Raw genomic sequence first — 22,807 nt, 5'->3', positions numbered from 1 at the left:
ATTTAAAAAAACCCTCATCTATCGTTCCGCGCCATGCAGGTATATTGCAGTAAACAACACGCCAATCATAGCAGTAATCGTTTTTGTACTCATTGCGGTGAAGCTTTGGCTCTTGCTGCTGGACAAGTTGTTGATAATCGTTATCGGGTGATACGTCAATTAGGACGAGGTGGTTTTGGACGTACTTATTTAGCTGAGGATACCAAAAAATCTCATCAAACTTGTGTGCTGAAAGAGTTTGCACCCCAAGTTACTGAGAAGCAGGATTTACAAAAGGCTAAGGAGTTGTTTGAGCGAGAAGCAAATGTCCTCAAAAAACTCCGTCATTCTCAAATTCCTAGGTTTCACGCGACTTTACAGGTAAAAATCGGCAGTCGGGATTTTTTCTTTTTGGTACAAGATTATGTAGAGGGTGATAATTTTGACCAAGTTTTAGAACAGCGTTTAAGTCAAGGTAAGGCTTTTAGTCAAGAGGAAGTCATCACTTTATTAGAACAAATTTTACCTGTGTTGTCGTATATTCACGCTCAAGATGTTGTTCATCGTGATATCTCTCCTGATAATTTGATTTTGCGTCGTTCGGATAATTTACCTGTACTGATTGATTTTGGTGGGGTGAAGCAATTACCTGCGGCTCAGGGTTTTTGGATGACTCAGTTAGCAGCTAATCGCACTCTTTTAGGTAAAAACGGATACGCACCAGAGGAACAATTACGACAGGGGAAAGTACATTTTAATAGTGATTTATATTCTTTGGCGGTAACGGCGTTAGTTTTACTGACTGGAAAAGAGCCACAAAGACTATACGATAGCTTTAATGGAATGTGGCGTTGGGGGAAGGAAATTAATGTGAGTTATCAACTAGAGACGGTGTTAAAAAAGATGCTGGCTTATAAACCAAGCGATCGCTATCAAAACGCCGAGCAAGTTCTGAAAGATTTACCCTCACCCACTGTGACTAAACAACCTGTACTCTCAGCAACTGCTACTAAATTACCTGTTACCCAAATTACCAAGATGAAGACAATGATAGTTGCCCCTGGACGGAAAGCTGGGGCAATTGTGAGTAAAATTAATAGTAAAACTCAATTTTTAGCCCAAAAGTTACCGTTACCTGTGTGGTTGCGTCCGTTTGCGGTGAGTTTTGGCGGCACAGCTTTAGTTGTTTTGACTGGTGCAGGAACTTGGGCGGTAGTAAATTCTGTGGTTAAAGGTGTGTCATCAATCACGATACCATCAATTTCTTTGCCTCAAATTCCATCCTTACCCAATCCTATTGCTCAACCAGTGGGGAATAACAACAAAGTTAGTCTGAGTGAAGTGATTAGCCGTCGTCAACAGTTAGAACTTCCCGAAGGTTTTTTTATCCGCACGGTAGATGAGTTATTCTATGGGCGCAAACCAGAACTAAAAGGGCGGACTCTGACTTCTGAAGCAAAAGACGCAGCTTTGCGCGATGAATGGGCTGGGATTGCTGGGGATTTGCTAAATAAAATAGAACAAGCTAACCTCAGTGTAGAGTCTCGCCGTAAACTAGGAAGCTATACGGAGCAAGATTACCAAAGATGGAGAAGACAAGCCCGTTCTGGACAATTGGGAAGATATACAGTTAATGATTTAAATAGAGACGCTAATCAAAAATTTGAGCAGTTGTTTCCTGACCAAGACCGTGGGAAACTGAATCAACAAACTTTAGGTCAAATCTGGTACGCGATCGCATCTGATCAAGTTAGTCAAGCCAGAAGTGGGAGATGAGGGAGATGAGGGAGAATGACTAATGACTAATGACTAATAACTAATGACTAATAACTAATGACTAATGACTATTTACTAAACTATGTATTCTCTTTATTGTTCTAAAGGACACGAAAATTCTCCCGAAAGTCGCTTTTGTCTCCATTGTGGTGAGAAATTGGTGGATAATACCCAGAGTTCTGGTATTCAAGCAGGGCTAACTTTAGGCGATCGCTATGTGATTGTACGTCAAGTTGGTAAAGGTGGGTTTGGACGGACTTATTTAGCAGAAGATGTTAACCGTTTCCGTGAACTTTGTGTTTTAAAGGAATTTTCTCCCCAAGTTCAAACAGAATACGTTATCCAAAAAGCTGAAGAATTATTTCAACGGGAAGCTACTGTTCTTTATCAGCTACAACATCCCCAAATCCCCCGGTTTCGGGAAATGTTTCAAGTTAGCCTCGAAGGTAAACAATATCTGTTTTTAGTCCAAGATTATGTAGAAGGAGAAACTTATAGTAACTTATTAATTTCTCGGAAACAGCAGGGTTTAAGGTTCACAGAAGCGGAAATCCGCCAACTTTTACAGCAAATTCTGCCAGTTTTGGATTATATCCATAGTTTGGGTGTCATCCATCGCGATATTTCGCCGGATAACTTAATGTTGCGTAGTGTTGACCAATTACCAGTTTTAATTGATTTTGGCGGTGTCAAACAAGTAGCGGCTACGGTGGCTTCTCAATATTACCAACCGGGTGCAGGTGTTCCAACTCCACAGGCTACTCTACTGGGTAAGGTGGGTTTTGCACCACCAGAACAAATGCAAACTGGTGCGGTTTCGCCTCACAGTGATTTATATGCTTTGGCTGTGACTGTCTTGGTGTTGCTGACGGGTAAACAACCCCAAGAATTACTCGATACTTATAATCTGACTTGGCAATGGCGCAAGGAAATTAGCCTCAGTCCGATTTTAGGACAGGTATTAGATAAAATGCTAGCTGCCAGACCAGGCGATCGCTATCAGTCAGCCCAGCAAGTTCTAGAAGCACTCAACCCCAAACCAGCGTATTATCCCCCCACTCAAGCACCCATCCCCATCACGCCACCCACCACACCACCCACTCCCATTACATCACCGACTACAGCACCTACATCCGCTACCCTGGCTGTCTCCCCATCTCCCCCATCTCCCCCATCTCCCCCATCTTCCTCACCTCCCCCGACTCCCCCGACTCCCCCACCTCCTCAACCTGACAACTGGTGGACACCAACTAAAGTTTTCTTGAGTTTACTGGCGTTTGCTGGTGCTGGTGGATTAGTTTGGTGGGGAATAAATGCTAATACACAAAAACCGATAGTTGTCAACCCCACGCCAACGCCCACGATTACCCAACCCACTAATCCTTTAGATAAATATTCGCCAGCAGAAAGACGACGCAAACAAAGATTAAGCGATCGCCGTCAACAATTGGGTGTAGACTTTAATTTCTACGTTAGTTTAGTGAATCAAGCCTTTTGGGAGGAAAATCCCAGTTTACAAGGGCGCACCCTCAGCGATGAACCAGAAGATGAAAGTTTACGCGCCGAGTGGGATCGGATTGCCGCCCAATTATTAGAAAAACTTGCGCCTTTGAGTACCAACGCCAGGCGACAACTCGGTACTTACACAGCCGCAGAAAGGGATAGATGGAAGGTTGCAGTTAACCAAATCAACGTTAGTAGTCGGGCTTTGTATGATTTAGGTGATGCTGCATTTTTTAACGCCTTTCCCGCACAAAAAGGGCGAGATTTTATCAATCAGCCTATCGGACAAGTTTGGCACGCTTTTGTCAGTGACAAACTTAACGCCCTTTTAGCTGGTAGTGCTTTCCAAAGAATTGTATTTGATCCCGGTGCTATTAGTAAAAACATTAGTGGTACTCTGAAACCGGCTGCTGGTAAAGTTTTTATTGCTGATTTGGGACAAAATCAAACTTTAGATTTAAAATTGGATGCCAATTCCAAAGTTTTATTATCAGTTTATTCTCCTTCCGGGAAAATCACATTTTTAGAAGATTCGCAAAAACGCAGTTTATCAACTGAACTACCAGAATCAGGATTTTATGAGTTTGTCGTGGTGTCTACTGCTTCCACATCAGCAAATTATCAACTCAGTCTGACTGTAGAAAGTCCCACCCCTCCCGAAGAACCTACACCCACACCCACGGAAACCCCTACCGCAGAACCTACACCCACACCCACGGAAACCCCTACCGCAGAACCCACACCCACACCCACACCCACACCGACGGAAACGCCTGAAGTTTGAGGTACTGGGGACTGTTGGTTTATTCACTTCTTGCATCAAGATTTTTTTTGTTTCGCGCATACCGCCAAGGCGGAACTGCCAGAGTAGGCGCAAAGAAGAAGAGATAAAATACTCAAATCTCCCCGTTTGGATACGTCTACAAGTCTTGTAGGGTGCGTCAGACGGATTAAATGCTGTCAATAAACAGATGGTTGATATCTGACGCGCCCTACTATTATGCCAGTTGCGTAAGTCCTGGTTAATCAGAATACTGTTCAACCATCATCTATGATTTTTTCTCAGTGTCAACTTTGACTTCTACTTTTACCTTTTTTACTCCCTTCACTTCCTTAACTAATTTTTGTGCTTTCTCTAATTCTGCTGAAGAAGCAACCGTACCTTTAAGGGTAATTTCACCCTGTTCATTTTCCACTTCTAACTTATTTCCGGGTAAGCCTTTTTCTAACTGTTGACTAACAACTTTTTCTAAATCTTCATCAGAAGCGATCGCCTGCTTTTTCTCAGTCTCAGTTTTAGCTTTAGTATCTGCATTAGTCGGTGAATTTTCAGCAGATTTGACAGTTTTATCTGTAACTGGTGTAGTCTGAGTAGCTTGCTTAGTCGTGGTTTCCGCAGTTCCATTCGTAGGATTAGGAGTTTGGTTAGCATTATTCGCAGATTCTTGGCAACCAAAACTACCAACTAATAAAAAGCTACTAACTAATAAGGTAACTAGCTTTTTCATATTTATCTCCCTATTGCATCATTGAAGCGAGTAATTTACTTGTGTGTGTTGCCTAGGAACAAATCTTAAAACAAGATGAAATTTGAAACGGCAAATGTCGTCAGCAAGCACCACAAAATAGCTGAAGCTAAACACTTATACTATTGCTCAAAGCTAAAATCCGCTAACCAGTTTGCAAAAGTGTCCACTCAAATTATCAAACTGGGGACTTACGCAACTGACATAATAGTAGGGTGCGTCAGATATCAAGCATGAGTTTATTGACAGCATCTAAACAGTCTGACGCACCCTACAAGACTTAAGACACCATGCTTATGCGGTGCGTTATCTGTTGCTTGAACGTACCCGATTTAATTAAAAAAACTATACAGGGGAAATCGCGCCTATTTAGTTCGGTTATACGACTGTTGTTAGGGCGTAAATAAATATAACCTCTATGTAGTAGAGAAATTTTAAATCTCAAACAAGACTCAAGTTGAGTCTCACAAAAAAAATCAACTTGTAGGGTGCGTCAGTCAAAGTTCAAAACTGAATTCATGAGGATTTTTGCCTGTGATGCACCCGATTCGATGCGCCAGTTGCCTGAGTCCTATCAAAGCTGCTAATCTCTCTGGAAGCAAGGGGTGAATGTTTGTGTACCAATGGATATTGCCAAGTCTGAGCGAAGTGTTAGCTGAAAGTCAATCAAGTTTGGCTGAATGTTCCGTCATGAAAGCAGAACAACAATGGCGGATGAGTTTAGCCGCTACAGAACATCTGCTGGTTGAGACTTTAGCTAATGCTGCACCTGATGCAGTCTCAGGTTTGGTTTTGGCTGCACCAGCACCCCTCTTTAGTCAGCCAAGATTAACTCAGAAGTTGCAGACGGTAACTTTTACTGCTAAACCATTTAACCCGTTGGCATTAATGCCGTTTCAAATGCCAAGCGCGATCGCTTGTAGTGAACCAGAAACTACACCCGGTGAGTCTGTATTACCGCTACTACCTGCCGATCCTTTAGCATCAGAGCAATTTTGTCTGGTATTCACAGATAATTTTAGCTTGGTGTTGGTGTTAGCAACTCATCCAGATGGACAAAAAAAATTTTCGTTTTCTTTTGAACCGGAAGTAGTACAGCAAGCATGGCGATCGCTCGGTGCGCGTGTTATGCTAACTAATCCCGATTGTTTCGCTCAGTTGGACGCATTAGTACAAAACTATCCGGTAGCCGCACCAAATTATCGGACTGTATTGCAATTTAGTCAATTGTTACTGCAAGCTGTACCAGAGTCAGCAGCAATTAAGGAAGATTTCTCTCAGCATTCCATCCCCAACACCCAACCCCCAGAACTTCATCCCCAATGTCCACTCCCCAATTATTCTACTCCCAACCCGGATGTAGAATTACTGCAAGCTTTTGCTCATGAAGTCCGCACACCCTTAACTACTATTCGCACCATGACGCGTCTGCTATTGAAGCGGCGAGACTTACCAGCAAATGTCATCAATCGTTTAGAAATTATCGATCATGAGTGTACTGAGCAGATTGATCGGATGGAGTTATTATTTAAAGCAGCAGAATTAGAAACTTGCAAATCTGCGAAGTCTGCTAACACCCACCTCACAGCCATGTCTCTGGATCAGGTGTTACAACAAAGTATACCCCGTTGGCAACAAGCAGCGCAACGTCGCCATTTAACTTTAGATGTGGTGTTACCGCAGCAATTACCGACTGTGGTGAGTAATCCCACTATGTTAGATCAAGTTCTCACGGGTTTGATGGAAAATTTCACCCGCAGTTTACCTGCTGGTAGCTGTATTCAAGTGCAAGTCATACCCGCAGGGGATCAATTAAAGTTACAACTGTCGCCTCAGACTCTCTCTCAAGATACTAATAAAGTTAGCACACCTGCAACTCCCCCCATTCGCAAAGCTTTGGGTCAGTTGCTCATGTTCCAACCAGAAACAGGTACTATTAGTTTAAATATCTCTGCTACTAAACACCTGTTTCAAGCAATTGGTGGTAAGTTAATTGTCCGTCAGCGTCCGCAATATGGCGAGGTTTTGACTATTTTCCTACCCTTGGAAGTTCGGGGAGAGGGTTGAGGAAGCAGGGGAGTGGGGGAGATGAGGGAGTAGGGGGAGAAAAACTAATGACTAATGACTAATGACTAATGACTAATGACTAATGACTAATAACTAATGACTAATGACTAATGACTAATGACTAATGACTAATGACTAATGACTAATGACTAATGACTAATGACTAATGACTATCGATGATGGAATTCTACGCTTTTCTCTAATATTTTAATGTCATAGTTGCCAAAAAAGTCATGTCCTAGTAATCCAATGGGTGCTAATGGTGCGATCGCTACCTCTACATTCTTGGCTATAGCTCCCCCTGCTATCATCGATTTTACCTTACCTGTGGGAAATTGAATCTGGCTACCGTCGGCAATTTGCGCCGCCATTACTCCTGTAGCTTTGAGTTTTAAAGCATTGGCTATTTCTTTAGTAATCAGCGTGCTGTTAGCACCTGTATCCACAATCATCTCAAAGGTTTTATTGTTATTAAAGGTGACATCAATGACTGGGGTTCTCCCTAGTCTACGCTTAATTGGCACTCGAAACACTTTTTTTTGTGGTTGTTGAAATACTTTTTTTCTTGGTTGTTGAAATACTTTGATATTGCTGGTTTGATTACAAAGTTTATCTAATTTAATAATTCTCCCAGAGGCGGTGATCATAAAACAATAGCCTGTATATCCAGCCGTTACACGTTGGGCAAATGCTAAAATCATCACCATTTGCATGATGAAAATTACAGCTAAATTGATGCTGCTAATTCTCGGCTTTACCAGATTTTTCATATTATTTTATTCTCCAATATTTACTCATAATCTTTGATGATGCAATTGTTGATTCTAGAGACAAACTAGAATCAAATTGCATCATTGATTGCCTGTAATTATTACTTCGCTCTTCTCTGTAATATTTCAGGCAAAATTACTAAATTGTTTACATAAATTTCTCGATTTATTGAATTAAATTAATAGAAAACGCATTTTATTTAATTTTTATAATACATAAATTGGCTAGTGAATAAATTAAAGTTTAGGTAAAGAGAAAATAAAACTACTGAGACAATATAAAAATTTGACAAATCTGATAAATGCTGGATTCTAATGATAGTTGGTGGCAGCATGGATAGCAGTAGCGATCGCATTGTTTACTGCCTGATCCTTTTGAGATAAGATAACTTGTTCGGTGAGAGTGCGTTGAGCGACTACAGCACAAACAGCCGCCGCCGCAAATCCATAGACTCCAGCCATTTTAAACAGTGTGCCGCATTCCATTTCATAGTTCAAAATGTTCAAATGCTGATATTCTGTAGTCATACCCTGTAGCGATCGCAGTAAATAAGGGTTAGCTGAATCAGTACGCTCTTGTCCTTCATAAAAAGTATCGACAGAAGCCGTAATCCCCATGTAATAATCAATCTGTAATGCTTGTGCAGCTTGCACCAAAGCCACAGTCAAAAACGGATCGGCAACGGCAGGATATTCTAGAGGAGCAATATCATTAGCTGCACCTTGACGACATAATGCAGCACTACTAATAACTATGCTACCGACTGGTATATGTGGTTGAATAGAGCCACAAGTCCCAACGCGAATAATTTGTTTAATACCTACCTGTACTAACTCATTTACCACAATACTTAAAGAAGGCGCGCCCATGCCACTGGTAGCCGATAAAATTGGGCAACCATTCGGTAAGAATCCCAAATAGCTATTAAGTCCCCGATTTTCTGACAGCAGACGAACATCCTGTAAATAAGTGTGAGCAATCAGACGCGCACGTTCAGGATCACCGGATAATAAAGTCATACTCGGAGGCGACGCACCTAAATCATCTAAGCTAAAGCCAAGGTGATAAAAGTATTTACTAGCCATTCTCTCATTCATCCCACACTGTTGATTAACCCCTCTCCCTCTCTTCACAGCTTTCACGCCGTTGCTGTACAAGGAAATGTAGAGACTAAGCATACTTAGTCTCTGCTGAGGCTTTCCTACTCTGGTAAATCAAACAATACCGTAGTCATGTAATTATCAGCCCATTCTGCACCAAAGGCTTTTTCTAGCACCCGGCGAGTTTTATCGTTTTGTTGCTGTTTGGTGCAGTAATTGTGTTGTCCGGCGATAATGTGCTGTATCTGTTCTGGCGCGACAGGGTGAGATGCGATCGCCGCTTGACAATGAATAGCTAAAAACTCCCGTACCCGTTCTAAAAACATGGTTTCTTCGGCGGGAGAACTCGGACGCACAAATACACAAAAATCTGAGAAAATATGTCCCCATTCCGGTAATTCACGCGGTTGGGAAAATACCAAAGATGGGAGAGATGACAGTTGAGAGTGATAAGATACTGGTAAACTCCGGTCTAGGTGAACAGGAGATAAATCTGCGATCGCTGCACTAATTTGTCCCCTACCCCCGACTAAATCACACCCAAACATCGGTAAGTCATATTCTGGGCGAGGAAACATCACACAATGCAAAATGTCTAAGATATTTCCTACCCTGGCTAATTCCAAGTGCATTTTACGAAACTGAGGGGTTTGATAGCAGCGATTTTCAATGATCAGTTTCTCACCCTCTAGCCTTCCTTCCACATACCCCAACTCAGCAGGTAAATGATAAGGCGACAAATCCAGATATTGATGCCAAGCTGCTTCAATACAATCAGCCAGTTGGCGAATTAAGGGATGTTGTTGCTCACGTAGCGAGGGCATGGAAGTTAATGACATAATCTATTTGATAATGCAATCTAGATGTCAGTCTACGGCCTGCCATGCTCATTATGTTATTGCTTGCAATATAAGCAAACATTTAGGATTAGTCATGGAAACATCAACTACCTATTTTCTCCGTTGACGATTTTTACCTTCCTGTAATGACCAAAGATAGGGTTTATCGTAGGTGACAACACCATTATTCAAGGTTGTTAGCTGGAAGTTTGCACCCCGGAAGTTAGTATAATTTAGATTAGCATCCTTAAAGTTAGCTGCTGCTACATTAGCACCAATTAACCCGGCAGAAGATAAGTTAGCCTTGAGCAGTGATGCCAATTGTAAATTTGTGCCGATTAACGAAGCACGAGTCAGATTTGCTTCATCCAAGACTGCGCCTTCTAAATTAGCCGAGGTGAGGTTAGCATTAGTGAGATTCGCTTGAGTTAAATTCGCCTCCTTCAAGTTAGCCTGTCGCAAATCTGCACCCACCAAATTCATTTGAGATAAATTTGCGCCACTCAAATCGCATCGTGGACAAATACCAGACGCTTTTAACTGTTCTAGGTCTTGTTGATTGAAGGCAAACGCTGACTGTGTTAAGCCTAGCGCAGTTAACAAAGATATGGCAGCCACCAAGTGAAATTTCATAATTTACGTAATATTGGTGTTGACAATTTATAATTTATCTTATTGTCACACACTTAGACTGAATTTTTGTCAGTGAATACGGGAATGAAGCAGTGATAAAGAACCTGTGAAAATACTATAAAATCTACTTATAAGAGTGGTCAAATAGTAATTTAAGATTTATAATCGAGTCGTAACTAACTATACGGAAAGAATTATAGTCTACCACATATACCAACCCCCTGATTGGCAAAAGAACACCATCAGGGGGTGTTAATTTTGGGGAGCTTTCGGAACAGGGGAGATTTTGACCTCAAATTCTTCACTGCGTGACTTTTGAATTAATTTGTCCCCAATCCCTAGTCCCTCAATTTATCGCCATCCTAGCCAGCGCAATGTGGGAACAATCAGGTAGTAACTCACTCCAAACCAAAAGCTAGTAGAGACACCGACAAAACTGAAAAAAGCCACAGGTAAGGATAATTCTGTCCAGACAGAACTAGGATAAAAGAGTAAGACGGTGGGTGGAAATCCAAAAAATAGCAGTGCGGCACAACCGAGAGCCATACCAGCCGCCGCAAATACCGCATAAACGATGCGATGACTACGAAAACCAATACTTAACGCCAACAAAAAAACAGCAATGGCTATTGCTACTACTAAACCGTCAGCAAGATAGCTGCTTGATGTGAACACTGCCCACAATATCCAACCTAATAGGTAGCTAATAATACCCATAAACGACGCTGCTAAAAATCGTCGTCGTTGACCAAAACAACCGCTAGCGGTAATTCCCCAGGCTGTACCTAAACCTGCGGCTGTAAAAACTATACTTGCTAAACCAAGGTTATATTGTGTGTCATCAATTAATTCGGGTAGCTGAGTGAAGATGAATTCGACTAAGCGATCGCCTAAATCGCCTAAATTGGTGTGATAGGCTAAACTATATCCGCTAATTGTACCCACACCAGCACCCACACCAGTTAACAACATTGCCCAAATTGTCAACAAACAAGCTTTTAAAATTTGCCATATCGTTTTAACTATCCACAGAAAGATTTTGCGGACTGTTTTAGCCAACTTTTTTACAGCTTGCTTTGTGTTTTGTCGCCAGGTTTGGAATTTTTGTTGAGTTTGGGTTAAAAGTTGCTGTAAACGGTTTGTCTGTGGGGGTGGTTGAGTAATTTTGTTTAATCGTTTTTGAATAATAGCAGCATTAGCAGGACGCGATCGCGGATCTTCCAACACCATCTCATCTAATAAATCCGCCAACTGACGACGCACATTTACCAGATTACGCCACTGCAAAACCCCTGTATTGGGATCTTCCAAGTCTGAAGGATACCTACCTGTGAGCAATTCAATCATAGTCCGACCGAGGGCATAAAAATCAGCCTCCGGGCCAACCTGTCCGCCTCTCACCTGTTCTGGTGGGCTATAACCAGAAGAAAATAACCGGGTAGAACTAGGATGCTGCCTTGCCAATTTAACTTGTTTTGCGCCGCCAAAGTCAATTAACACCAATTGTTCCCAACCACTCCCACCCTGAGACGGCAGCACCGTTGATACAGGAGTCCGCAACATCAAATTTGAGGGTTTAATATCACGGTGAATAATTTGGCGTTTATGCAATTCCTGTAAAATTTTCAAAGCTTGGGTTAACCAGCTTAAAATCAATTCTTCTGGGCATCCTTGCGGATATTTATCGAACATATCCGCTAAAGTCGGGCCGTTGATTTTTTCCATCACCAAACAAGCAAGCTGGCGCGGTTTAGGATTAGATAAATTTACCTGAAAATGTCCATCAGTTTCCACCTTCGGCACACCCGGATGACGCAAACTCACCAAAACCTCCGCCTCTTGGGCGAATAATTCCAACGCCTTGGGTGAATCTTCTACCAACACCTTCAGCACTTTTTCTGTTTGCGTCCTTTCATCCCAAACTGTGTAAATTTGCGCGAATCCCCCCGCGCCTAAGCGTTGCATCGGCACATAACGATCTAACAGATGCAGCACCGCGCCACAACTGTTACAAAACTTGTTACCCCAAGGTTGGGGATAGGGACGTTGACAATCAGGATTTATGCAGTGAACCGCACTTTTACTGATGTGGGACACAATCGCTACAATACAAAGGCTGACTTGATTTTAACGCCTCTTGGGGATTGGGGAGTAGGGATTGGGAATTGGGGAGAGTAAGCGGCTTTAGCCCTTTGATTAACGTTAAAAGTTTGATGGCTGATCAAACAACAATTAATTTGCTGTTAGAGAGAATTTCTGTGTACACTAAGACGACGCATAAAAAAGTTTTTGTTTTTCTGTCTTGGAGTCTTCAGCCTTCTAGTTACATTAAAGTTTGATGCCGAAAGTTGCTGCTAAAAGCCCATTAGAATTTACATTGCTGTGGACTGTTGGAACTTTTGGCGGTTTTGTGGGAAGTTTGTTCTGGATTGAAATTGGTGAACGTCCAGATATTGGGGTGGTACAGGCGGCTGTGGGAGGATTAGCGATCGCATTACCGCAAAGTCTCATCCTCAACCATACTATCTTTACAGGCAAGTGGATTGTCTTAACCTTAGCCGCTTGGGTTTTCCTCACCGCTACCGGCGTGGGTGCAGTCGGTTGGATGGTACTAGCTTCTGAGGTGCTACCCCTACGTCTCTACTTGGGGATGGTTTATGGCGCATTCGCTGGCTTTAGTATAGGTATGGCGCAATGGTTAGCAATTCGTCAGCCAGCATCTTGGGCTTGGCAATGGATATTAGCTAATGCTGTCAGTTGGGCTATAGCCGTACCTCTCGGTTCTGTTGTCGGCATGATATTACATCAACTCACGCGCTTATTCTTAGGCGAAGTTGTCGGGTTAGCTATCACTTGGCTGGTAGTCGCTATCTCCACAGGCATCTATGCTTATAAATTACTGTATCAAAGTTGGTAGCTAGTAGGGGTTTAGCATTGCTAAACTCTTACACTCGCTATTATATTAAGAAATGTAAATAAAATTAATTTATATCTTGTATTTGTTTAAATATATGCAAAAATCTTAATAAAATCTTAAACTAAATTTCCATAAAATTATATTGGCCTGCAAATGCGTTTTGAGATTCCAAAAGCAGGGTTATTCAGCTTATTGCGATTAACTAGCCTAGATTTTGGGTAAGAATTAGAGATAGGGGTAAATATCATCAGGGAAAGCTAGAAAGCATTGAGTTTAGATGCTCAAAGCCTTGTATACCTCAAAATTTCCAGACAAAGCATCTTAAAAAGAGTCAGTAATAGCAACCAGGGACTCTCCCATGAATATCAATTCTGTAGACTCGACTATCAAGTTGAAGGCAAAATCTCATTCTCATCTTCTATTCGGCACAGCAGTAGACGAAACCAGCAGTAGTCAACAGTTTCTACTGAGTATGTATGACTCTGTGCAGACATCTATATTTGTAGTAGATGTTTTAGAAAATGGTGATTTTTGTTATGTAGCACTCAATCCTGCCCATGAGCGATGGTTAGGTATCCGCACTGAGGATTTTCGGGGCAAAAAACCAGAGGATATTCTCAATCCAGTGGATGCGGCTAAGGTGCGTCAGCACTATGCAGACTGTGTACGTTTGGGTAGAACTATTTCTTACGAACAGTGTTTACAATTCCAGGGGGTTCTGACTTGGTGGAATACAACTCTCACACCATTACGGGATACAGACTCTAGAATTTATCGGCTCATTGGTAGCAGTAGTAATATTACTGCCGCTAAACAGCTAACACAGGCGCAGGAAATTCAAGCCCAAAGAGAGCAATTGTTGGCAGTCGTGGCGCAACGCATTCATTCGTCTTTAGATTTAAAGACAATTGTGCATGAGACAGCAAAAGATTTGCGACAGTGTTTAAATTGCGATCGCATCCTAATTTATCAGATGCAGACTCATGATCATGGTGTAGTCATTGCCGAAGCTACAGTTAGCCCTGCGCTGTCACTGTTGGGAAAAAGTTTCCATGATCCTTGTTTCGTGGCGAAACATCACAAACACTCACAGCGATGTTGTCAGGAAATTGTAGACGATATCTATGCAACTCACATCAATTCTTGTCAACAAGAATTTTTAGCTAGGTTGCAAGTGAGAGGGCATTTAGTCATGCCAATTTCGTGCCAACATAATTTGTGGGGGCTGTTAATTGCCCAGTATTGCGAAGAACCCCACCAATGGCAACAAATAGAAATTGACTTACTCCAGCAACTAGCCACCCTACTGGGAATTGCTGTCCAACAATCAAAACTACAACAGCAACTAGAGTTGCAAAACAAAGAACATCAAGCCCAATTACGCCAAATAGATCAATTTCAGGCGTTAGTCAGACGCATCACCGAACAAGTTCGTGATACAAGAGATGAGTGTCAAATTTGGGCAAGTATTACCCAGGAGTTAGCCGAGTTACTCCAGCTTGAGTCTTGTTATATTGAACTTTACAACCAAGACTGTTCACAAGTCAATGTTGTTTGTGAGTATGCAGCAACCCAACCCGTATACGAGGGATTGACTAGACAACCGCCAGAATTCAGCGAAATTTATCAGCCGCTATTGCAAAAACAACACTTCCAATCGGTGGAAATTGTCCCTGGATGGCATCCCAAGTTACTGGTAATTACTCAGTTAGCCTGTCCGATTTTTGACCAGGAAGGCATGCTGGGGAATCTGTGGTTGATTAGACCAATACAACAGATGTTTAATGAATGGGAAATTAACCTGGTGCAAACCTTAGCCAATGAATGCGCGATCGCGATTCGACAGGCTCAACTTTATGCCACCAAGCAAGCCAAAATGAGAAAATTAGCAGAAAAACAACGTCTAACTCAGGAATTTCTCAAAAATCTGGCTCACGAACTGCGAACACCAATCACAAGTATTAGTTTAGCGGCGCAAACTTTGGAAGGTGTGTTGTTACCTGATGGCACACTAGATGAAGTCGTACCCCAGCTTTTACACATCCTACATCATGAGTGTGGTAGGGAAAACAAACTGATTAACGATTTACTCACACTCATCCATCTAGAAGCACAACCGGAAGCGTCAACTTTAATTACTATCGACTTACAAACTTGGCTACCTCCGATTGTGGCAGATTTTTCTGAACTGAGTAGTTTCCAGAGTCAAAAATTACACCTGAATCTAGAAACTGCATTGCCACCGCTAGCAACGGAAATCACCGAGCTAGAGCGAATTATTACCGAACTACTCAGTTATACGTGTAAGTATACTCCGCCAGGGGAATCAATTACGGTGTCTGTTTATACAAATGTAGAGACACTAGAAATCAGCATCAATAATTCTGGATTAGAAATTGCTGCCGATGAGCGATCGCGCATTTTCGAGCCATTTTACCACATTTGCAAAGACGACCCCTGGAAGTATAGCGGCACCGGCTTAGAAATGGCATTAGTCAAAAAAATGGTTAAACATTTAGGGGGAACAATTCATGTAGAAAGTGGCGCAGGAGAGACTACTTTCATCGTCAAATTCCCCATATTTGCCACACCATAAATTATCAGTTGACTGTATTTTGACGAATTAACTATATTGTTGTGTTTATTTTAAGTTTTGTTGGCATGGATTCCCGACTTCTCAAAGAAGTCGGGGATTTAATGCTAGAGATTAAGCAAAGTTTAGTCAAAGAAGTATTGCATATTAACGTTAAGGCTGTTGCTTTGAGATATACCAGAATAATAAGCAGCGTTGGGGATCATCACAGGGTAAGGCTTATGATGACATTAAATGTTTCGCAATTCGAGAAGATAGATCAGTTTCATCATCTGCAATTAACTTTGCGCGATCGCTGGAAAACCATCGAGTTATTTGACACTGGTGAGGCAGACATTATCATCATACCTTCCCTGAGTATTGATCAGCGCGAAATCCAAAAGATAGAAGGTTCAGAACATTATGAAGAAAGATTACTTTTTGCCTTAATGCGGTTAAGAAATCCCCGCACTAGGTTAATTTATGTAACCTCAATGCCATTACATCCCAGCATCATTGATTACTATCTACAATTATTACCTGGAATTCCCTTTTCTCATGCTCGCAATCGCTTACTATTATTATCAACTTACGATGCTTCACCCAAACCCCTAACTCAAAAAATTTTAGAACGTCCCCGATTAATAGAAAGAATTCGCCAAGCAATCCGGCTAGAAAAATCATTAATTGCTTGCTATAATTCTACCAATTTAGAAGCAGAATTATCGTTAAAATTAAACGTACCATTGTATGCGGCTGCACCAGAGTTACAAATTTGGGGGACAAAGAGTGGTAGTCGCCAAATCTTTGCAGAAAGTGGAGTTCCCCACCCTGATGGTAGTGAATTAGTCTGGAAGGTTGAAGAATTAGCCATAGCAGCGAGTGAGTTGTGGGAACGTCAACCGACATTACAAAGGATGGTAGTTAAATTAAATGAAGGGATTTCAGGAGAAGGAAACGCACTCCTAGATTTGCGTCCGATTATGGACTTAGCACCGGGAGAAGGTACACAGACTCAGAGAATAGCAGCCATTAGCGATCGCTTTGCTGTGATGCGCTTTCAAGCCAAACAAGAAAACTGGGGGAGTTTTTCGCAAAAAATACCGGAATTAGGCGCAATTGTCGAGGCATTTGTAGAAGGAGAAAACAAGCGATCGCCCAGTGTGCAAGGACGCATTACCCCCACAGGCGAAGTAGAAATCCTCTCCACCCATGACCAAATTCTGGGCGGCCCCGATGGACAAATTTATCTTGGTTGTCGATTCCCAGCCGATGAAAGCTACCGTTTACAATTACAGAATTTAGGATTAAAAGTTGGTAAAAAGCTAGCAGAAAAAGGTGCCTTAGAAAGATTTGGAGTAGACTTTATCACAGTTGATCAAGGTAACGGTGAATGGGAAATCCAAGCAATAGAAATTAACCTTCGTAAAGGCGGTACAACCCACCCATTTATGACCTTAAAATTATTAACAAACGGACGTTATGACCTATCCACCGGATTATTTTATAGTCTACAAGGTCGCCCTAAATATTACATAGCCACAGACAACCTGCAAAAAGACCGCTATCGGGGATTATTACCAAACGACCTCATGGACATCATCGCCCACCACAGATTACACTTTGATAGCTGCACAGAAACCGGAACAGTATTCCATCTCATGGGTTGCTTGTCCCAGTTTGGTAAATTAGGACTAACCAGCATAGGTGATTCACCCCAACAAGCAGAAGACATTTATAACAAAGTCGTCAAAGTTTTAGACGAAGAAACCCGCAGCGACACCGCCAATTTTTCCCTATTTTCAGATTACACCTTCCCCGTCGCCTGGGACGGATACAGCTAGAAAATAGTTTGTAGTAAGGACTTTAGTCCTCTCTCATCTCATTGCTGAATATAGCAATTTCTAGTCTAATAACGTACAAATTTATCTGCGTTCATCTGCGTTTATCTGCATTTAAAATTGACATAACCACTTAGTAAATACAGCAAATTTCATCTGAGTGAAGTACATCAGGGCGGGCAGGATGCCCAACGCCACTTGCTACAAGTCGGCACAGCCGCCCAACGCAGTGGCTCCCCCACAAGATTTATGATATTAAATGTGTACCTCATTTATCTGCAAAGTGCTGTAAATTAATGAATTATTGGCTCATGAAGTCAGAACCAGAAGTTTTTAGCATAGCTGACCTAAAACAGCAACACCAAACTATCTGGGACGGTGTTCGCAATTATCAAGCGCGCAATTATCTGCGTCAAATGCTACCTGGAGACTTAGCTTTTTTCTATCATTCCAACACAAATCCACCGGGTATTGCTGGGTTAATGCGTGTAGTCAAAACGGGTATTGCTGACCCCACCCAATTTGACCCAAAGAGTGATTACTATGACCCAAAATCAAGTATAGAATCTCCTCGCTGGCAAACAGTTGTAGTGGAATTCGTGGAAGATTTTTCTCAGCCCATTTTGCTATCAACACTCAAAGAGAAATTTAACCCTGAAGAATTAATGATAGTCAGACAAGGAAATCGCTTATCAGTAATTCCGGTGTCTGAAGCAGTCGCACAGCAGATTTTGGCGTTGAGAACAGACTAAATAAAATGATGATGGGATAGATACCCGACTTCTCAAAGAAGTCAGGAATCTGGGTATTAAGGGACTTCCAGATAAAAAAAACATCCAAAATGTAGGGTGCGTCAGTACGAGTAACCCTAGCTATAGGAATCATATTTGATTTCTGAAAAAAACTCAGTACACCTCTGTTCCCTGTTCCCTGTTCCCTACCTACACAAATAATTTTATTAATCAAATCGGATTCCTATATACCAAGAAAATATTCATTCTGACGCACCCTACTAACCGTGTTCCCTAAGTTTTTTGAAGATAAGTTCAATTGCGTTTATTCTGACTGTTTTTTAGCTATTGTTAAAGGTCGTTCAGCTTTAGCTGCAAACAATTCACTAAAAACCGTGCGACGCTGTTTTGGTGATTCAGGAGTGATGTAACCCCACAGACTTTCCCAGTAGAAAAAAGATATACCAAAAAAAGAGCGATCGCGCACTGCTTGAACTTGTTCTTGAACCTGTGCAATCTTCACAGGACTACGTAAAGTCCCTGTAGTAATCCCAATCGCCACCGGGATTTTAGTTCGCGCAAACTTCACCGCAGGTTGTTCTAATTCTCTAATAAAACCACTTTTGTCATGAGTATAAACCTGCAAAATCAACTCATCTATTAAACCATTTTTTACCCAATTCTCCCAATCTTGGAGATAATTTCTATAGGCAAAAGCTTGTGAGTTAGGAGATAAAGATATTTTAAGATGAGGTTTTATATCCTTAACCACTTGAGATATTTTCGTCATGAACTCAGTAATTTTATCAGCCCGCCACCGCATCCATTCTGTTTCAAATGGGTCAATAGGAGGGCTTTTACCTTCATGTTCTTTTTGATAAACTTCAAGCGTAAATCTGTCATAACCAAACTGTACAGGCATACCAAAATGATCATCAACCTGAATGCCGTCTATATCATAATTAGTCACAACTTCTAAAATTAACGACAAAATAAAATCTTGCACTTCAGGATGCAAAGGATTCAGCCAGACTAACTTATTGGTAGGGTTATTGTTAATTTCTTCTGGTAAAATTTCACTAATACTTTTGACTCCTCCCTGCCCAGTTGTCAACCAATAAGGATAACGCCTAGCTAATTCGGAATCAGGTGGTGCCATAAACCCGTATTCAAACCAGGGAATCACAGTTAAACCTTTAGGTTTCGCAAGTCTCAATAATTTTCTCAAAAAATCTTGACCACCATGTACAAAATTCACCAAAGGTTGAACATCGCTACCTGTGAACAATTTCGCCGTCTTACTTTTATAAAAAGTATGTCCGCGATTCCAAACCACAGGATAAATTGTATTAAAATTGAGTGCAGATAGTTGATTGACAGCCCGATCAATTCCCCAAGGAACGAATAATACACCACTAGCAACATTAGTTAGCCAAACTCCACGAATTTCTGTTGTCGTCGGTAGATTATCTTTTGGTTGATAATCTGAGAGGGAAGGAGAGGAAAATATTGTTAAGCACAATACTAATTGCACACACACTAAATAAAACAAACAAAGTTTAGCCAACCGATTCATCTGTGGTTTTGACTTCGTTAGGTCGAGATATGTATCAATACAGAATAAATCATTATTGTTCTGGATAATGTAGAAATAACATCAAAATATACCAAGATATCAAGAAAAACTGGTAACTTGATATCTTGGCTAGAATTTAGTGATGAGATAGTTATTAGTGAACGTTGTTCGTAGTCAGGGCTTCAGCCCTTTCTTTTCCAAACTTCTAAGAGGTTCTTTAAAAAGTATTATTATTAACACCAAAGTCTGTCAAACCTAACCCCCCAGCCCCCCTTCCCTACATTCGCGCAGCGTGCCGCAAGGCAGGGAATGGGCGTTTCAAAGCCTCTCTCCTTGTAGGGGAGAGATTTGGAGAGGGGTTTTTAGTATCCTTGATGGCTTTCCAATCTTCTAAGGACTAAAGTCCTTACTACAAACTAGATTAAAATCTTTCGACTCCTGCAAACTGTTGATTACTGGTTTTATTTGCCGCTTCCCCACAAGTGCGAGGTGTAGGGAATATTTTACCAGGATTTGCTAAACCTTGGGGGTTAAATACTTCTCTTACCCACTGCATCGTTTCTAAATCAGCATTGCTAAACATATCTGGCATATAGCACTTTTTATCAGCACCAATACCATGTTCCCCGGAAATGCTACCGCCAACTCTGACACAAAGTTTAAGAATTTCTCCGCCTAATTCTTCGACTTTTTCTAATGCGCCAGGGACAGCATTATCATACAGCACTAATGGGTGTAAATTGCCATCACCAGCATGAAATACATTGGCAACTGGATAACCAAATTTTTTACTTAACGCCTCAATTTCTTGTAACACATAGGGTAACTGTGTCCGAGGAATTACCCCATCTTGTACATAATAATCTGGGCTTAAATGTCCAGCAGCAGCAAACGCAGCTTTACGTCCTTTCCACAACTTTAACCTAGTTTCTGGGTCACTCGCAGAAGTGACATTACGCGCCCCATTCTTTTTACAAATGTCAATTACACGCTGTTTATTTTCTGCAACTTCAATTTCTAAACCATCAATTTCCACTAACAGAATAGCTGTAGCATCACGGGGATAACAATTAGTAGCAACCACATCTTCCACAGCATTAATGCTGAGGTTATCCATCATTTCCATCCCGCCAGGAATTATCCCCGCGCTGATAATATCCGAAACAGTCGCCCCCGCAGCTTCCACGCTGGTAAAATCTGCTAATAGCACACAAATGGATTCAGCACTTTTGAGAATTCGTAAAGTGATTTCTGTGGCAATACCCAAAGTTCCTTCTGAACCGACAAAGATACCTGTTAAATCATAACCAGGAGTTTCGGGAATTTGTCCCCCTAAATCAACAATTTCCCCTTCTGGCGTGACAATTTTTAAACCTAAAACATGGTTAGTTGTGACACCATACTTTAAGCAATGCACACCGCCAGAGTTTTCCGCCACATTTCCGCCAATTGAGCAGATAATTTGGCTAGAGGGGTCAGGAGCGTAGTAAAATCCAGCACCACTGACTGTCTGTGTCACCCAACTATTAATTACTCCTGGCTGTACAACAATACGCTGGTTGTCTAAATCTACGCTCAGGATTTGCCGCATTAAGGAAGTGACAATTAAAACAGAGTCTTGTGTGGGTAACGCACCACCGGATAAACCAGTACCAGAACCGCGTGCGATAAATGGTACAGCATACTGGTTGCATATTTTGACGACCGCCGCCACTTGTTCTGTAGTGCGTGGTAACACTGCCACCGCCGGACGTTCACGGTAGCTAGTTAAACCATCACACTCATAAGTGATGAGTTCTTCCCGGCGTTGTACTACGCCATTTGCACCAAGAACAGCCTCAAACGCTTTGATAATGGGTTTCCAGTTACGTTGTTTTTTATCTTGGGTAAGCATAGATTTTTATATTGCTGGCTGGGTGGGTAAGTTTAATGACTATTGTTGCCAGAATAGCAGTTTAGGGGGATTTCTGATGGGATAGATACCCGACTTCTTTGAGAAGTCGGGTATCTGGGTATTACGTTTAATTAATACAGTATATCTATTTAACTGCGCTCCTATATCTCGAATCCATTAACCTAGAAATAAGGCTCTTAAATCAATGGATAAAATCATGGTTGAGCAACTTCTGATAAATAATGATGATTTCTATGTACCAGATGCCAACCAGCTAGTTACTGAAGATGATACACCTGTGGACAATTTTGCATCCGCCAAACAACAACGTCTATTAGTAGGTTCTCTTTACAGTGCTTTAAAAAATCAGACTTTCTTAGCTGAAGCTAACGTTGGTATTTATCATACAGATGAACAGCCAGCAATTGTTCCCGATGTTTTCCTCAACTTAGATGTCCAAACTCCTGCAAATTGGTGGGAGAAACAAAACCGTTGTTACATGGTTTGGCGGTTTGGAAAACCTCCAGAAGTTGTGATTGAAATTGTCTCTAATAAAGAAGGTGACGAACTCGGTAAAAAGCTGCAAATTTATGAACAAATGCGGGTTAGTTACTACATTGTTTATGATTCCACTCAGCAACTAGGAGAAAAAAAACTACGAGTTTATGAGCTGAGAGGAAGACGTTATTTTGAGACATCCGAAACTTGGTTAGAACAAGTAGGTTTAGGTGTTACTCTCTGGGAAGGTGAATTTGAAGGAAGACAGGATACTTGGTTACGTTGGTGTTATCAAGATGGTACGGTTTTACTGACTGGAGATGAAATTGCAGAACAAGAACGACAACGTGCGGAACAAGCAGAACAACGCGCCCAATTACTAGCAGAAAGACTCAGGGCTATGGGAATTGATCCTGATAGCCTGTAAAAATCTTTCATGCAGAAAACCAGTAGAGAGACGTTTCATGAAACGTCTCTACATATTGTTAATTAACCTTGCTTAATAATGGGACAAAACTTGATATATTTAAATCTCAACCTCCTCATTCTCTCCGCGCCTCTGCGCCTCTGCGTGAGACAAAAAA

Annotated in this window: 16 protein-coding genes; 8 read left to right on the top strand and 8 right to left on the bottom strand. The window is 41.5% G+C overall.

Annotation, left to right across the window (positions count from 1 at the left end; all coding sequences use genetic code 11):
* Window positions 1-33: 33 nt before the first annotated feature.
* Window positions 34-1,755, top strand: a complete 1,722-nt coding sequence (locus tag A3775_RS08110) for a serine/threonine-protein kinase (RefSeq protein ID WP_066383826.1) — start codon at window positions 34-36, stop codon at window positions 1,753-1,755.
* An 82-nt stretch (window positions 1,756-1,837) separates the two neighbouring features.
* Entirely contained in the window at window positions 1,838-4,042 is a 2,205-nt protein-coding gene (locus A3775_RS08105) for a serine/threonine-protein kinase (protein WP_066383829.1), read from the top strand.
* A gap of 265 nt (window positions 4,043-4,307) precedes the next feature.
* On the opposite strand, the gene A3775_RS08100 is transcribed toward A3775_RS08105, so the two are convergent.
* Entirely contained in the window at window positions 4,308-4,766 is a 459-nt protein-coding gene (locus tag A3775_RS08100; protein WP_066424479.1) for a BON domain-containing protein, read from the bottom strand.
* Window positions 4,767-5,399: 633 nt separating this feature from the next.
* On the opposite strand from A3775_RS08100, the gene A3775_RS08090 reads away from it, so the two are divergent.
* Entirely contained in the window at window positions 5,400-6,851 is a 1,452-nt protein-coding gene (locus A3775_RS08090) for a sensor histidine kinase KdpD (protein WP_066424562.1), read from the top strand.
* Window positions 6,852-7,021: 170 nt separating this feature from the next.
* Here the strand turns inward: A3775_RS08090 and A3775_RS08085 are convergent, their stop codons facing one another.
* The 5 genes from A3775_RS08085 to A3775_RS08065 form a co-directional block, all read right to left on the bottom strand.
* Window positions 7,022-7,621, bottom strand: coding sequence for a TIGR02281 family clan AA aspartic protease (locus A3775_RS08085; protein ID WP_066383993.1), 600 nt, complete (start codon window positions 7,619-7,621; stop codon window positions 7,022-7,024).
* Between the two features lie 312 nt (window positions 7,622-7,933).
* On the bottom strand, window positions 7,934-8,707 hold the full coding sequence (locus A3775_RS08080; RefSeq protein WP_066383837.1) for a nucleoside phosphorylase: 774 nt from the start codon (window positions 8,705-8,707) through the stop codon (window positions 7,934-7,936).
* A 116-nt stretch (window positions 8,708-8,823) separates the two neighbouring features.
* The gene (locus tag A3775_RS08075; RefSeq protein ID WP_066383839.1) at window positions 8,824-9,561 is read right to left on the bottom strand and encodes a phycocyanobilin:ferredoxin oxidoreductase; all 738 of its coding nucleotides are present in this window, start codon (window positions 9,559-9,561) and stop codon (window positions 8,824-8,826) included.
* Between the two features lie 111 nt (window positions 9,562-9,672).
* Complete coding sequence (locus tag A3775_RS08070) at window positions 9,673-10,194, bottom strand: pentapeptide repeat-containing protein (RefSeq protein ID WP_066424477.1); 522 nt, start codon at window positions 10,192-10,194, stop codon at window positions 9,673-9,675.
* Window positions 10,195-10,545: 351 nt separating this feature from the next.
* Window positions 10,546-12,291, bottom strand: coding sequence for a bifunctional serine/threonine protein kinase/MFS transporter (locus A3775_RS08065; protein ID WP_197480109.1), 1,746 nt, complete (start codon window positions 12,289-12,291; stop codon window positions 10,546-10,548).
* Between the two features lie 241 nt (window positions 12,292-12,532).
* Here A3775_RS08065 and A3775_RS08060 point away from each other — a divergent pair, with 241 nt between their 5' ends.
* From A3775_RS08060 to A3775_RS08045, 4 genes are all read left to right on the top strand, one after another.
* The gene (locus tag A3775_RS08060; RefSeq protein ID WP_066383844.1) at window positions 12,533-13,111 is read left to right on the top strand and encodes a hypothetical protein; all 579 of its coding nucleotides are present in this window, start codon (window positions 12,533-12,535) and stop codon (window positions 13,109-13,111) included.
* Window positions 13,112-13,469: 358 nt separating this feature from the next.
* Entirely contained in the window at window positions 13,470-15,707 is a 2,238-nt protein-coding gene (locus A3775_RS08055) for a GAF domain-containing protein (protein WP_066424475.1), read from the top strand.
* Between the two features lie 218 nt (window positions 15,708-15,925).
* Window positions 15,926-17,527 (top strand): peptide ligase PGM1-related protein, encoded by a 1,602-nt coding sequence (locus A3775_RS08050; RefSeq protein ID WP_066383851.1) that lies wholly within the window; start codon window positions 15,926-15,928, stop codon window positions 17,525-17,527.
* 293 nt (window positions 17,528-17,820) lie between these two features.
* Window positions 17,821-18,276 carry an EVE domain-containing protein gene (locus A3775_RS08045; RefSeq protein ID WP_066383853.1) on the top strand — a complete coding sequence of 152 codons (456 nt, stop codon included), beginning with the start codon at window positions 17,821-17,823 and terminating at the stop codon, window positions 18,274-18,276.
* 304 nt (window positions 18,277-18,580) lie between these two features.
* Here the strand turns inward: A3775_RS08045 and A3775_RS08040 are convergent, their stop codons facing one another.
* Both A3775_RS08040 and glcD read right to left on the bottom strand, forming a co-directional pair.
* Window positions 18,581-19,831, bottom strand: a complete 1,251-nt coding sequence (locus tag A3775_RS08040; RefSeq protein WP_066383856.1) for a glycoside hydrolase family 10 protein — start codon at window positions 19,829-19,831, stop codon at window positions 18,581-18,583.
* Window positions 19,832-20,252: 421 nt separating this feature from the next.
* Entirely contained in the window at window positions 20,253-21,725 is a 1,473-nt protein-coding gene (gene glcD, locus A3775_RS08035) for a glycolate oxidase subunit GlcD (protein ID WP_066383858.1), read from the bottom strand.
* A gap of 217 nt (window positions 21,726-21,942) precedes the next feature.
* Here glcD and A3775_RS08030 point away from each other — a divergent pair, with 217 nt between their 5' ends.
* Entirely contained in the window at window positions 21,943-22,650 is a 708-nt protein-coding gene (locus A3775_RS08030; protein WP_066383998.1) for a Uma2 family endonuclease, read from the top strand.
* Window positions 22,651-22,807 lie beyond the last annotated feature (157 nt).

The organism is Anabaena sp. 4-3, assembly GCF_001597745.1.
Taxonomy (GTDB): Bacteria; Cyanobacteriota; Cyanobacteriia; order Cyanobacteriales; family Nostocaceae; genus Trichormus.
The sequence above is the reverse complement of the archived record's forward strand: the minus strand, read 5'-3'. Positions and strand labels throughout refer to the sequence as shown.

Bases quoted from the DNA above. Each gene is read 5' to 3' on its own strand.
- A3775_RS08045 (WP_066383853.1), top strand. From the start codon at position 17,821: ATGAATTATTGGCTCATGAAGTCAGAACCAGAAGTTTTTAGCATAGCT.
- A3775_RS08110 (WP_066383826.1), top strand. From the start codon at position 34: ATGCAGGTATATTGCAGTAAACAACACGCCAATCATAGCAGTAATCGT.
- A3775_RS08075 (WP_066383839.1), bottom strand. From the start codon at position 9,561: ATGTCATTAACTTCCATGCCCTCGCTACGTGAGCAACAACATCCCTTA.
- A3775_RS08070 (WP_066424477.1), bottom strand. From the start codon at position 10,194: ATGAAATTTCACTTGGTGGCTGCCATATCTTTGTTAACTGCGCTAGGC.
- A3775_RS08100 (WP_066424479.1), bottom strand. From the start codon at position 4,766: ATGAAAAAGCTAGTTACCTTATTAGTTAGTAGCTTTTTATTAGTTGGT.
- A3775_RS08040 (WP_066383856.1), bottom strand. From the start codon at position 19,831: ATGAATCGGTTGGCTAAACTTTGTTTGTTTTATTTAGTGTGTGTGCAA.
- A3775_RS08050 (WP_066383851.1), top strand. From the start codon at position 15,926: ATGATGACATTAAATGTTTCGCAATTCGAGAAGATAGATCAGTTTCAT.
- A3775_RS08060 (WP_066383844.1), top strand. From the start codon at position 12,533: ATGCCGAAAGTTGCTGCTAAAAGCCCATTAGAATTTACATTGCTGTGG.
- A3775_RS08055 (WP_066424475.1), top strand. From the start codon at position 13,470: ATGAATATCAATTCTGTAGACTCGACTATCAAGTTGAAGGCAAAATCT.
- A3775_RS08080 (WP_066383837.1), bottom strand. From the start codon at position 8,707: ATGGCTAGTAAATACTTTTATCACCTTGGCTTTAGCTTAGATGATTTA.
- A3775_RS08030 (WP_066383998.1), top strand. From the start codon at position 21,943: ATGGTTGAGCAACTTCTGATAAATAATGATGATTTCTATGTACCAGAT.
- A3775_RS08085 (WP_066383993.1), bottom strand. From the start codon at position 7,621: ATGAAAAATCTGGTAAAGCCGAGAATTAGCAGCATCAATTTAGCTGTA.
- A3775_RS08105 (WP_066383829.1), top strand. From the start codon at position 1,838: ATGTATTCTCTTTATTGTTCTAAAGGACACGAAAATTCTCCCGAAAGT.
- glcD (WP_066383858.1), bottom strand. From the start codon at position 21,725: ATGCTTACCCAAGATAAAAAACAACGTAACTGGAAACCCATTATCAAA.